Source organism: Oricola indica (assembly GCF_965227485.1).
GTDB classification, from domain to species: domain Bacteria; phylum Pseudomonadota; class Alphaproteobacteria; order Rhizobiales; family Rhizobiaceae; genus Oricola; species Oricola indica.
The window spans coordinates 739,054-751,270 of sequence record NZ_OZ245747.1 but is presented as its reverse complement, the minus strand read 5'-3'; the positions used below and the strand labels follow the sequence as shown (position 1 = coordinate 751,270).

General features: G+C 63.4%; 12 protein-coding genes. All 12 read right to left on the bottom strand.

Annotation, left to right across the window (positions count from 1 at the left end; translation table 11 throughout):
• Window positions 1-48: 48 nt before the first annotated feature.
• Window positions 49-1,461 (bottom strand): dihydrolipoyl dehydrogenase, encoded by a 1,413-nt coding sequence (lpdA, locus tag ACQK2M_RS03930; protein WP_425416718.1) that lies wholly within the window; start codon window positions 1,459-1,461, stop codon window positions 49-51.
• Window positions 1,458-1,637, bottom strand: coding sequence for a hypothetical protein (locus tag ACQK2M_RS03925; RefSeq protein ID WP_223477458.1), 180 nt, complete (start codon window positions 1,635-1,637; stop codon window positions 1,458-1,460). Before ACQK2M_RS03925 ends, lpdA begins: the two co-directional genes overlap by 4 nt.
• A 65-nt stretch (window positions 1,638-1,702) precedes the next feature.
• The gene (locus tag ACQK2M_RS03920) at window positions 1,703-2,458 is read right to left on the bottom strand and encodes an SDR family oxidoreductase (protein ID WP_425416717.1); all 756 of its coding nucleotides are present in this window, start codon (window positions 2,456-2,458) and stop codon (window positions 1,703-1,705) included.
• Entirely contained in the window at window positions 2,455-2,949 is a 495-nt protein-coding gene (locus tag ACQK2M_RS03915; RefSeq protein ID WP_425416716.1) for a hypothetical protein, read from the bottom strand. Before ACQK2M_RS03915 ends, ACQK2M_RS03920 begins: the two co-directional genes overlap by 4 nt.
• Before the next feature lie 25 nt (window positions 2,950-2,974).
• Entirely contained in the window at window positions 2,975-4,237 is a 1,263-nt protein-coding gene (gene odhB / locus ACQK2M_RS03910) for a 2-oxoglutarate dehydrogenase complex dihydrolipoyllysine-residue succinyltransferase (protein ID WP_425416715.1), read from the bottom strand.
• Between the two features lie 36 nt (window positions 4,238-4,273).
• Window positions 4,274-7,264: a 2-oxoglutarate dehydrogenase E1 component gene (locus ACQK2M_RS03905; protein ID WP_425416714.1), complete on the bottom strand. Its 2,991-nt coding sequence runs from the start codon at window positions 7,262-7,264 to the stop codon at window positions 4,274-4,276.
• Window positions 7,265-7,394: 130 nt separating this feature from the next.
• Window positions 7,395-8,315, bottom strand: a complete 921-nt coding sequence (gene sucD, locus ACQK2M_RS03900) for a succinate--CoA ligase subunit alpha (protein ID WP_425416713.1) — start codon at window positions 8,313-8,315, stop codon at window positions 7,395-7,397.
• Between the two features lie 15 nt (window positions 8,316-8,330).
• Window positions 8,331-8,948: a hypothetical protein gene (locus tag ACQK2M_RS03895; RefSeq protein ID WP_425416712.1), complete on the bottom strand. Its 618-nt coding sequence runs from the start codon at window positions 8,946-8,948 to the stop codon at window positions 8,331-8,333.
• Window positions 8,945-9,310, bottom strand: a complete 366-nt coding sequence (locus ACQK2M_RS03890) for a hypothetical protein (RefSeq protein ID WP_425416711.1) — start codon at window positions 9,308-9,310, stop codon at window positions 8,945-8,947. Before ACQK2M_RS03890 ends, ACQK2M_RS03895 begins: the two co-directional genes overlap by 4 nt.
• A 45-nt stretch (window positions 9,311-9,355) precedes the next feature.
• The gene (gene sucC / locus ACQK2M_RS03885) at window positions 9,356-10,552 is read right to left on the bottom strand and encodes an ADP-forming succinate--CoA ligase subunit beta (protein ID WP_425416710.1); all 1,197 of its coding nucleotides are present in this window, start codon (window positions 10,550-10,552) and stop codon (window positions 9,356-9,358) included.
• 29 nt (window positions 10,553-10,581) lie between these two features.
• Complete coding sequence (locus ACQK2M_RS03880; RefSeq protein WP_425416709.1) at window positions 10,582-11,196, bottom strand: hypothetical protein; 615 nt, start codon at window positions 11,194-11,196, stop codon at window positions 10,582-10,584.
• 10 nt (window positions 11,197-11,206) lie between these two features.
• On the bottom strand, window positions 11,207-12,169 hold the full coding sequence (gene mdh, locus ACQK2M_RS03875) for a malate dehydrogenase (protein ID WP_223477468.1): 963 nt from the start codon (window positions 12,167-12,169) through the stop codon (window positions 11,207-11,209).
• Between the last annotated feature and the right edge of the window lie 48 nt (window positions 12,170-12,217).

The following is a 12,217-nucleotide window of genomic DNA, read 5'->3' as shown; positions in this document are numbered from 1 at the left end:
AAACGGGCCCGCGAGGGCCCGTTTTTTTGTGCGGCATTTCAACCGCGATCACATGTGGATCGGCTTGCCAAAGGCAGTCGCCAGCGCCGCTTCGCGTACGGTCTCCGACATGGTCGGATGCGCGTGGCATGTCCGCGCCAGATCCTCAGACGACCCGCCGAACTCCATCAGCACCGCCGCCTCGTGGATCATTTCGCCCACGCCATGGCCGACCATGTGCACGCCGAGCACGCGGTCGGTTTTCTTGTCGGCGAGAATCTTGACGAACCCGTCGGTCGCCAGCATCGCCCGCGCACGCCCGTTCGCCGCGAAGGGGAATTTGCCGGACGTGTACTCGATCCCGGCTTTCTTCAGTTCTTCCTCGGTCTTGCCGACGGACGCGACCTCCGGCTCGGTATAGACCACGCTCGGAATGACGTCGTAATTCACGTGCCCGTGCTGTCCGGCGATGATCTCGGCGACGGCCATTCCCTCGTCTTCGGCCTTGTGCGCCAGCATCGGCCCCTCGACCACGTCGCCGAGCGCATAGATACCGGTGACCGAAGTCTGCCAGTGATCATTGATCTGGACGCGGCCGCGTTCATCGAGCACGACGCCTGCCTTTTCCAGTCCGAGACCGTCGGTAAAGGGTTTGCGGCCGGTGGAGACCAGCACGATGTCGGCCGAAACGGTTTCCGCGTCTCCGCCCTTCACCGGCTCGAACGTCACATCCGCGCCCTTGCCGGATTTCTCGACGCCGGTCACCTTCGCGCCGAGGTTGAACTTGATGCCCTGCTTCTCCAGCATCCGCTGGAACTGCTTCGACACCTCGCCATCCATGCCGCCGAGGATCTTGTCGAGATACTCGATGACCGTAACCTCAGCGCCGAGGCGTTTCCACACCGAGCCGAGTTCCAGGCCGATGACGCCGCCGCCGACCACGATCATGTGACCGGGAACCTTGGACAGTTCCAGCGCGCCGGTCGACGAGACGATCGTTTTCTCGTCGAACTCGACCTCGACGCCCGGAATGCCCGCGACGTCGGAGCCGGTGGCGATGACGATGTTCTTCGCCTCGATCTCCTGCTCCTTGCCGTCCTCGCCGGTCACCGAGACCTTGCCCTCACCGAGGATTTTGCCGGTTCCCGTTATCCAGTCGATCTTGTTCTTCTTCATCAGGAAGGCGACGCCATCGACATTCGATTTCACGGTCGCATCCTTGTGCGCCATCATCGCCTTGAGATCGAGCTTGGGCTTGTTCACCTTCACGCCCATCTTCGGCAGCGTGTGCTCGGCTTCCTGGAAAGCCTCGGACGCCTGCAGAAGCGCCTTCGAGGGAATGCAGCCGATATTCAGGCAGGTGCCGCCAAGCGTTTCGCGTTTTTCCACGATCGCGGTCTTGAGGCCGAGTTGCGCGCATTTGACAGCGCACACATACCCGCCCGGTCCCGATCCGATTACGACGACGTCATAGCTGCTCATGAGATTTCCTGACTTTCATGAATGGTTTCGCTTTGAGGTTCGGCCGCTCCGCGCGGCATGCGGTTTCGCGTTCCATCGACGGATGCAAGGGATATGACGAGGACTATCATACCTTCAACCAGCAACGATATGCCAATGCCGAAAATGGTCGAAATGCCGATCAGATCGTGCTGCAACTCGATATCCGCCGTCGACCGGCCGCACCACGCTCATACTGCTCGCGACGATCGCCATGGTCGCCCTAGCGCCCGCCGGTCACGTCGAGCGTGGCGCCCGTCGAATAGGAGGCATCCTCCGACAGGAGGTATACAATCGCCTGCGCGACTTCGTCCGCGGATCCCCCGCGCTGCATGGGGACCTGTTCCCGCATCTGCGCCACGCGTTCCGGCTCGCCGCCCGAGGCATGGATTTCAGTGTCGATGATGCCGGGCCTCACCGCGTTGACGCGAATACCCTCGGTCGCGACCTCCCGCGCCAGGCCGATCGTCAGCGTGTCGATCGCGCCCTTCGACGCCGCATAATCGACATACTGGTTGGCCGCGCCGATCCTGGCCGCCGCCGAGGTCAGGTTGACGATGGCGCCGCCATCGCCGCCATGTCGCGTCGACATGCGCCTTACCGCCTCCCGCGCACAAAGGAAAACACCGGTGACATTGATCGCGAACATCCGCGAAATTCGTTCGGCGCTCATCTCGTCGACCCGCGCGGACACATCGACGATGCCGGCATTGTTGACAAGGCCATCGAGCCGGCCCCAACGGGTATCGACGGCATCGAACATGGCCAGGATATCCGCCTCGCGGGCCATATCGGCCTGGATCGCAAAAGCCTCGCCGCCCTCCGCGACGATTTGCGATACCACGGAAGCGGCGGCCGCCTCGTCGCGGGCATAGTTGACCGCGACCCGCCAGCCGCGTCGTGCGGCCAATTGAGCCGTCGCCGCGCCGATACCGCGCGAACCGCCGGTGACGATCAGAACCTTGGAATCGGCGCTCATTCCTGACATCCGCTGAGTTCGAGGATTTCCGCCGGCCTGTGCACGGGACCTTCACCATCGTAGGCAGGATTCATCCAGAGCATGGCGGTAAGGTTGGGCAGGAGGATCTGGCGTGCCGCGTCCTCGCCCGCCACCGGCAGTTCGATGAGCTTCCCGGTCTCGTCGGTGCCGTAGACCACGCTGCGGTAGAGGAGACAGGCGTCGAGTTCCTCGCCCGTCACGTCGCCCTCGGGGCAATTGTGCGGCGTAACGATCTCCGGCTGGCGCAACCCGTGCGTCGCCTCGACATAGCCGGTCATCACCGGCCCGTCGCGAAAAATCAGGCGCACCTCATGCGCCATCATCACCGCGTCGCCACGGCCGACGAATTCAAGCGCGGTGTTGCCGTCGGCGCTTTCATAGACCGCAAGCTCCTGCGGACAGGCCGCGACGGCGGGATACGTGAAGAACGTGCCCGCCGCCAGGATCGCACCGATTGCCTGCATCCGCATGCCGGCCGCCTTTCGCTGCTCCGGATCAGAGATCGAGGACGAGACGCTCCGGATCCTCGAGGCTTTCCTTCACGCGCACCAGGAAGGTCACGGCTTCCTTGCCGTCGACGATCCGGTGGTCGTAGGAGAGCGCCAGATACATCATCGGACGGATCACAACCTGTCCGCCGATCGCCATCGGGCGCTCCTGGATCTTGTGCATGCCCAGAATGCCCGACTGCGGCGCATTGAGGATCGGCGACGACATCAGCGAGCCGTAGACACCGCCATTCGAGATCGTGAAGGTGCCGCCCTGCATGTCGGCCATGCCGAGCTTGCCGTCACGCGCCGCCTTGCCGAGACGTCCGATTTCCTTCTCGACCTCGGCGATGGACATCTGGTCCGCATCGCGCACCACCGGAACGACGAGACCCTTGTCGGTGCCCACCGCGACGCCGATGTGGCAGAAGTGCTTGTAGATCACGTCGGTGCCGTCGATCTCGGCATTGACCGCCGGAACTTCCTGCAGCGCGTGGGTCACGGCCTTGGTGAAGAAGCCCATGAAGCCAAGCTTCACGCCATGCTTCTTCTCGAACAGGTCCTTGTATTTCTTGCGCATCTCCATGACCGCCGTCATGTCCACCTCGTTATAGGTGGTCAGCATGGCAGCCGAGTTCTGCGCATCCTTGAGCCGGCGCGCGATGGTCTGGCGCAGCTTGGTCATGCGCACGCGTTCCTCGCGGTCGGCATCCGCCGAGGGCGATTCCGGGCGGGCGGCCTTCGGCGTCTCGGCGGGGCTCGACGGAGCACCCGAGGCCAAGGCCTCGATGACGTCACCCTTCAGCACCTGGCCGCGCTTGCCGGAGCCGGAAACCTGCTCGGCGGAAACGCCCTTGTCGGCCATCATCTTGGCGGCCGACGGGGCCGGCGGCATGTCGCTGTCGCGACCACGGGCATTTTCCATGCCGACCGTGTCGACCTCGGAGCCGGACGGAGCCGGTTCAGGCTCTTTCTTCGCGGGTGCTTCGTCCTTCTTTCCACCGGAGTCGGATGCGGCGGCTCCTGCGCCTGATCCTTCCTCCAGCATGCCGAGCAGTGCGTTCACCTCGACCGTGTCGCCCTCCTTGGCGATGATCTCGCCAAGCGTGCCCGCGGCCGGCGCCGGCACTTCCAGCGTCACCTTGTCGGTTTCGAGCTCCAGCAGCGTCTCGCCGTCGCTGACGGCCTCGCCCTGCTTCTTGAACCATTGGCCAATCGTCGCCTCGGTGACGGATTCGCCAAGCGTCGGTACGCGAATTTCTTTTGCCATCGTTTCGTCTTTCCAGATCCGTGTTTCGGTGCGGCTTTAGTCGCCGAGCGCGTCTTCCAGGAAGGCCGCGAGCTGTTCCTTGTGTTTCGACATCAGGCCCGTCGCCGTCGACGCCGAAGCGGCACGGCCGGTGTAACGGACGCGCTGGTGCTTGGCATTGATATGGGCGAGGACCCATTCCAGATAGGGATCGATGAAGGCCCATGCCCCCATGTTCTTCGGTTCCTCCTGACACCACACCATGTCGGCGTTCTTGAAACGCGACAATTCGGTGATCAGCGCCTTTGCCGGGAACGGATAGAGCTGTTCCAGACGCAGCAGGTAGATGTCGTTGATGCCCCGCGCCTCGCGCTCCTCGTAGAGATCGTAATAGACCTTGCCGGTGCACATCACGACGCGACGGATCTTGGAATCCGTCACCAGCTTGATCGGGCCGTCCTTGCGGTATTCCGCGTCGTCCCACAGCAGGCGGTGGAACGCGCTCTCGCCCGACATCTCGTTGAGTGTCGAGACCGCGCGTTTGTGGCGCAAAAGTGATTTCGGCGTCATCAGGATGAGCGGCTTGCGGAAGTCGCGTTTCAACTGCCGGCGCAGGATGTGGAAATAGTTGGCCGGCGTCGTGCAGTTCGCCACCTGCATGTTGTCTTCCGCGCACATCTGCAGGAAGCGTTCGAGACGCGCGGAGGAATGCTCCGGTCCCTGCCCTTCATAGCCATGCGGCAGCAGGCAGACGAGGCCCGACATGCGCAGCCATTTGCGCTCGCCGCTCGAGATGAACTGGTCGAAGACGACCTGCGCCCCGTTGGCGAAGTCGCCGAACTGGGCTTCCCAAAGCGTCAAGCCGTTCGGCTCGGCTAGCGAGTAGCCGTATTCGAAACCGAGCACGGCCTCTTCCGAAAGCATCGAGTTGATGACCTCGAAGCGGCCCTGGCCGGCCGAGATGGCGTTGAGCGGCACGTAGCGGCTTTCATTCTCCTGATCGTACAGGACCGAATGGCGCTGCGAAAAGGTGCCGCGCTCGCAGTCCTGACCGGACAGCCGCACGCCATAGCCTTCCTGGACAAGCGCCCCGAAGGCCAGCGCCTCGGCGGTCGCCCAGTCGATGCCCTCGCCGGTCTCGATCATCTTGGCGCGGTTGTCGATGAAGCGCTTGACAGTGCGATGGACGTTGAAGCCGTCCGGCACCAACGTCAGCTTCTTGCCGATCTCCTTGAGCGCCTTCATCGGCATCGCGGTCTTGCCGCGCCGGCGTTCGTCCTCGTTGTCGGCTTTCGACAGACCCGACCATTTTCCATCGAGCCAGTCCGCCTTGTTGGGCTTGAAGGTTTCGCCGGCCTCGAACTCGACCTCGAGATGCTCGCGCCAGTCCGCTTTCATCTTGTCGTATTCGTCGACCGTGATCAGCCCTTCCGAGATCAGCTGGTCGGCATAGATCTGCGCCGTCGTCTTGTGCTGGCGGATCTTCTTGTACATCAGCGGCTGGGTGAATGCCGGCTCGTCGCCTTCGTTGTGGCCGAAGCGGCGATAGCAGAACATGTCGATGACGACCGGCTTGTGGAACAGCATCCGGAACTCGGTCGCCACCTTCGCGGCATAGACCACCGCTTCCGGATCGTCCCCATTCACGTGGAAGATCGGCGCCTCGATCATCTTCGCCACGTCGGACGGATAGGGCGAGGACCGCGAGAAGCGCGGATTGGTGGTGAAACCGATCTGGTTGTTGATGATGAAATGCAGCGTGCCCGCCACGCGGTGTCCGCGCAGCGCCGACAGGCCGAGGCATTCCGGCACAACGCCCTGGCCCGCGAAGGCGGCGTCGCCGTGGATCAGCAGCGGCAGCACCTTGGAGCGCTGCTCGAGGCCGACGATCTCGTCGCGCTGCGAACCACCGGCAAGCTGGTCCTGCTTGGCGCGCGCCTTGCCCATGACCACGGGATCGACGATTTCGAGGTGCGACGGGTTCGCGGTCAGCGACAGGTGAACCTTGTTGCCGTCGAACTCGCGGTCCGAAGACGCGCCGAGGTGGTATTTCACGTCGCCGGAACCTTCGACCTCGTCGGGTGTGAAGGATCCGCCCTTGAACTCGTTGAAGATGGCGCGATGCGGCTTCGCCATGACCTGGCTCAGCACGTTGAGGCGGCCGCGGTGGGCCATGCCGAAGACGATGTCCTTCATGCCCATCGCGCCGCCGCGCTTGATGATCTGCTCGAGCGCCGGGATCAGCGACTCGCCGCCGTCAAGGCCGAACCGCTTGGTGCCCTTGTACTTGACGTCGATGAACTGCTCGAAGCCTTCCGCCTCGACCAGCTTCTGCAGGATCGCCTTCTTGCCGTTGGGCGTGAAGGTCACGCCCTTGTCCGGCCCCTCGATACGCTGCTGGATCCAAGACTTCTCCTCCGGATTGGAGATGTGCATGAATTCCACGCCGATCGTCGAACAATAGGTGCGCTTCAGGATGCCCAGCATTTCCGGGATCGTGGCGAATTCCAGCCCGAGCACATTGTCGATGAAGATCTTCCGGTCGTAGTCCTCCGGGGTGAAGCCATAGGCCTCCGGCGACAATTCGTTGTAGTCCTCAAGCGGCTTGGCGATGCCCAGCGGGTCGAGCTCGGCATGCAGGTGACCGCGCATGCGATAGGCGCGGATCATCATGATCGCGCGCACAGAATCGCGCTGCGCCTTGACGATGTCCTCGTCGGAAATCGAAAGCGCCTTCCCGGCCGCCTTCTCCTTCAGCTTCGTGCCCATATGGGCTTCGACTTCCGCCCAGTTGCCGTCGAGCGCCGAGGTCAGGTCGCCATTCGGGGTCAGCGGCCAGTTGTCGCGCTCCCACGACGCGCCCTGCGCGTTCTTGCGCACATCCTCTGGCTTGTCGTGCAGATCGCCGAAGAACGCCTGCCATTCCGACGGCAGCGACGCCGGGTTGTCCTGGTACTGCGCGTAGAGTTCCTCGATGTAGTGGGCGTTGCCGCCATAGAGGAACGAGGTCTGCGCGAAAAGATCGTTGAGTTCGTCGGTGCGTGCCATTTGCTTCACCTTGTGCGGGCCCTGCGGCCCTCCTGGGTTCGATACGCCTGCGGCGCTTTTGCGTTTCCTTGGCGGTCTTTCGCCGCCTGCCCCGTCTTGGCCGGGGCGGCGAACCGCCCCGGTTCAGTCTTCAGCCCTTGAGCACTTCGACAAGCGTCTTGCCGAGTTGCGCCGGGGAGGGCGAGACGCGGATGCCCGCATCCTCCATCGCCGCGATCTTGTCTTCCGCGCCGCCCTTGCCGCCGGAGATCACCGCGCCGGCATGGCCCATGGTGCGTCCGGGAGGCGCGGTGCGGCCCGCGATGAAGCCGACCATCGGCTTCGAGCGGCCCTTCTTGGCCTCGTCCCTCAAAAACTGCGCGGCATCCTCTTCCGCCGAGCCGCCGATTTCGCCGATCATGATGATCGACTCGGTTGCGTCGTCGGCGAGGAACATTTCCAGCATGTCGATGAATTCGGTGCCCTTGACCGGGTCGCCGCCGATGCCCACGGCCGTCGTCTGGCCCAGTCCTTCATTCGTGGTCTGGAACACTGCCTCATAGGTGAGCGTGCCGGAGCGCGACAGGACGCCGACGGAGCCTTTCTTGAAGATCGAACCCGGCATGATGCCGATCTTGCATTCTTCCGGCGTCAGCACGCCCGGGCAGTTCGGTCCGATCAGGCGCGACTTCGACTTGTCGAGTTTCGCCTTGACGTTGACCATGTCCATCACCGGGATGCCCTCGGTGATGCAGATGATGAGCGGAACCTCGGCCTCGATCGCCTCGATGATCGCGGCGCCCGCGCCTGCCGGCGGCACGTAGATCACCGACGCATTGGCGCCGGTCGCTTCCTTGGCCTCACCGACGGTGGCGAAGATCGGCAGTTCCGCACCGGCCTTCTCGCCCGCGCCCTCGCCGGCCGTCCAGGTCTCTCCACCCTTCTTCGGGTGGATGCCGGCGACCATCTGCGTGCCGTGATAGGCCAGCGCCTGCTCGGTGTGGAAGGTGCCGGTCTTGCCGGTCAGCCCCTGCACGAGAACCTTGGTGTCTTTGTTGATCAGAATGGACATATGCCTTGCAGCTCCTTATTCCGCGCCGTCCGGCTCGGACGTTTCGAATTTCAAAAGTACACCCGCAAATCCCGACGCATCGCGCATCGGGCTGCCCTTGGTGATGAAGAAGAGATTGGTGTCGAGGGTTCGCGGCAGCTTCGGCGACGGCCCCCATGTATAGCCCGTCATGCCCTTTTCCTCGATGGTCTCGCCGGGCGGCGTGCCGAGGAAATCGGTGACGAGTTGTGGGTCGACCGGCGCGGTTGCGCCGAAATCGTAGAGATAGCAGCCGATCAGCGTGATGATCTCGGGCGCATGCACACGGGTCACCACCACGAAATGCGGATCGCCACCGATGAAACCGCCAAAGGCGGACCGCTCGTAGGTCCAGCCCTTCTCCGCCTCCTCGAGGATCGCCTTGTCCGATTTCTGCAACAGCTTCTGAAGGTCTGCATCGTCGGTAGGCTCGAGTTCCTTCCAGCCCAGTGAACGGACATGGTCGCGCGTGCCCGCATAGCTCAGCCGTTGCGGCACGCAGGCCTGGCGGAACGCATTGACGAAGGTTTCACCGTCCGGCACATGCGCCTTCGCGGCGCCCGAGAACGCGAAAACGGCAGAGAGGATCGCAATGGCGCGAAACAAACCAGTCACGACGATGCCCTCACCTGCCCGTGGTGCCGGGCGGCATGGACGCCCGAAAGCCCGATGATGAATAGCAGCACCGCCAGCGCACCGGCAAACATCGCCGCCGGCACGATCAGGAAGGCGTCCTCGCAATCATGGGTGAGGCCCTTCGCGGCCTCGATCCGGCATGCGGCCGCGTCCGTTTTCGCGACCCCGTAAAGCCACCACAAGGATAGCGCGGTCAGGCCGACAAGACCCGCCACGCCAGGCAGCAGCCGGCGACGGCACCAGTTGCCGAAGGATGCCGGCTTGCCGAATGCGAACAGCACGACGAACGCCGCGGCCAGAACGGCGGCGCTTGCGACGATCATCGTGTCGAGCTGGTTCACTTCGGGTTCTCCTGTGGTCCGGCCGCGCAGGCCGATCCGGCTCGGTTACGCGTCTTCGACGGCCTTGACGATCTTCTGCGCCGCGTCGTCGAGATCATCGGCGGCGATGACATTCAGGCCGCTTTCGTTGATGATCTCCTTGCCCTTCTCGACATTGGTGCCTTCGAGGCGGACGACCAGCGGAACCTTCAGGCCCACTTCCTTCACGGCGGCGACAACGCCCTCGGCGATCACGTCGCAGCGCATGATGCCGCCGAAGATGTTGACGAGGATGCCTTTGACGCTCGGATCGGCGGTGATGATCTTGAAGGCCGCGGTGACCTTCTCCTTCGAGGCGCCGCCACCGACATCGAGGAAGTTCGCCGGCTCCTTGCCGTAGAGCTTGATGATGTCCATCGTCGCCATGGCAAGGCCGGCGCCGTTGACCATGCAGCCGATGTCGCCATCCAGCGCCACATAGGCGAGGTCGTATTTCGACGCCTCGATTTCCTTCTCGTCCTCTTCCGACTTGTCGCGCAGCGCCATGATGTCATCGTGGCGGAACAGCGCATTTCCGTCGAAGGAAACCTTGGCGTCGAGAACGCGCAGATGGCCGTCCTTCATGACGATCAGCGGATTGACCTCGAGCAGGCTCATGTCCTTCTCGATGAACGCCTTGTAGAGGATCGGGAACAGCTTGAGCCCGTCCTTGGCCGCGTCCTTCGTCAGTTTCAGCGCCTTGTTGAGTTTCTTCGAGTCGGCATCGGTGACGCCCGTCTCCGGGTCGATCGGCAGCGTCAGGATCTTCTCGGGCGTCTCTTCCGCGACCGCCTCGATATCCATGCCGCCCTCGGTCGACACCACGAAGGCCGGACGGCCGACGGTGCGGTCGATCAGGATCGAGAGATAGAGTTCGCGGTCGATGTCGGCGCCGTCCTCGATGTAGAGGCGGTTGACCTGCTTGCCGGCCGGGCCGGTCTGCTTGGTCACCAGCGTGTTGCCGAGCATTTCCCTGGCGTTCTCGACGACTTCCTCGACGGACTTCGCAAGCCGCACGCCACCCTTGGCGTCCTCGCCCAGTTCCTTGAACTTGCCCTTGCCGCGTCCGCCGGCATGAATCTGGCTCTTCACCACGTAAAGCGGTCCGGGCAGCTTCTGGGCCCATTCCTCTGCCTGTTCGACGGAGTAGACAGCCACGCCGCCGGCGACGGGAGCGCCATATTCATGCAGCAGCCGCTTGGCCTGGTATTCATGGATATTCATGAGGATTTCCCTTGTTCAAAATCTTGCCGTTATTGGCCTTCGGGCACTGCGCCGCCCATTGAAAACACTTTCGGATCGTTACCGCCGATCACGATCGGCGCATCCGTTCCGCATACATGGCGCGCGGCGAAGGCGGCAGCGCCACGGGCAACGCCGTTGGCCTGTTCGGTCGCCGCATCGACCGCCGCGACAACGCAACCCGGCGCGCCCGGCTGCCCGATGCTGGAGACGACCAGAACCTGTGCGCGGTCTTCCGGACCGCCCGTTACGCCGGAATCGAGATGGAAACGGATGATCGCCGCAAACGGCACGCCGTTCTCGTCGAGCCGCCATTCAACCTTGTCGCCGATCGTGTTGAACGGGCCGAAGGTCTCGAAGAGATCGTTCGGCGCGCCGAAATCGACATCCATGCGCGCATCGCCGTCGCTGACATAGACGGGAATGCCGTCATGGCCCGCGCATTCGAGTTCGACGCCCGCGCCTTCCTCATGCGTTTCGAGAACCGTGCAGGCGTCGAGATCGAGATCCGTATAGACGCTTTCCGCCGCTTGCGCGGAACCGGCCCACGCACCGATCACGAGAATCCCGGCCGCCATGCTCCGCAGGGCGGCTCGGGAAAATATCGGGTCGGCGTCTTGCGGCATCGCGCGGACCCTATTTCAGGTTCGGGGCGATACCGCGGCAGGCCTCGCAGAGGCCGGCGACGGATTCGACGGACTTGTCGAACTGCTTCTGTTCGCTCTTGTTGAGCTCGATCTCGATAACCCGCTCGACACCGCCGGCGCCGATGATCGTCGGCACGCCGACATACATGTCGGAGACGCCGTACTGTCCTTCGAGATAGGCCGCGCAGGGCAGAACCCGCTTCTTGTCCTTGAGATAGGATTCGGCCATCGCAATCGCCGAGGCGGCCGGTGCGTAATAGGCGGAACCGGATTTCAACAGTCCGACGATCTCCGCGCCGCCGTCACGGGTGCGCTGGATGATCTCGTCCAGCCGGTCCTTGGAGACCCAGCCCATCTTGACGAGGTCGGTCAGCGGAATGCCGGCGACCGTGGAGTAGCGCGCCAGCGGCACCATCGTGTCGCCATGGCCGCCGAGCACGAAGGCGGTGACGTCCTCGACGGACACCTTGAATTCCTCGGCGAGGAAGTAGCGGAAGCGCGACGAGTCGAGAACGCCGGCCATGCCCACCACCTTGTTCTTCGGCATGCCGGAGAACTGCTGCAGCGCCCAGACCATCGCGTCGAGCGGGTTGGTGATGCAGATCACGAAAGCGTCGGGGGCGTATTTCTTGATACCCGCGCCGACCTGCTCCATCACCTTCAGGTTGATGCCGAGGAGATCGTCGCGGCTCATGCCAGGCTTGCGCGGCACGCCGGCCGTCACGATGCAGACATCGGCGCCCTTGATGCCCTCATACGAATTCACACCCGCGAACGTCGCGTCGAAACCATCGACCGGCGAGGATTCCGCGATGTCGAGACCCTTGCCCTGCGGAATGCCTTCCGCGATGTCGAACAGGACGACGTCGCCCAGTTCCTTCAAACCGATCATGTGTGCGAGCGTCCCGCCGATCATGCCGGAACCGATGAGTGCAATCTTGTTGCGTGCCATGTGGGAATGTTTCCGTTGAAGTGCCGTAAGGTGAATTTACCGGGCGCG

Excerpts from the sequence above, each read along its gene's own strand:
- mdh (WP_223477468.1), bottom strand. The coding sequence starts at position 12,169 with ATGGCACGCAACAAGATTGCACTCATCGGTTCCGGCATGATCGGCGGG.
- sucD (WP_425416713.1), bottom strand. The coding sequence starts at position 8,315 with ATGTCCATTCTGATCAACAAAGACACCAAGGTTCTCGTGCAGGGGCTG.
- odhB (WP_425416715.1), bottom strand. The coding sequence starts at position 4,237 with ATGGCAAAAGAAATTCGCGTACCGACGCTTGGCGAATCCGTCACCGAG.
- lpdA (WP_425416718.1), bottom strand. The coding sequence starts at position 1,461 with ATGAGCAGCTATGACGTCGTCGTAATCGGATCGGGACCGGGCGGGTAT.
- ACQK2M_RS03880 (WP_425416709.1), bottom strand. The coding sequence starts at position 11,196 with ATGCCGCAAGACGCCGACCCGATATTTTCCCGAGCCGCCCTGCGGAGC.
- ACQK2M_RS03920 (WP_425416717.1), bottom strand. The coding sequence starts at position 2,458 with ATGAGCGCCGATTCCAAGGTTCTGATCGTCACCGGCGGTTCGCGCGGT.
- ACQK2M_RS03905 (WP_425416714.1), bottom strand. The coding sequence starts at position 7,264 with ATGGCACGCACCGACGAACTCAACGATCTTTTCGCGCAGACCTCGTTC.
- ACQK2M_RS03915 (WP_425416716.1), bottom strand. The coding sequence starts at position 2,949 with ATGCGGATGCAGGCAATCGGTGCGATCCTGGCGGCGGGCACGTTCTTC.
- sucC (WP_425416710.1), bottom strand. The coding sequence starts at position 10,552 with ATGAATATCCATGAATACCAGGCCAAGCGGCTGCTGCATGAATATGGC.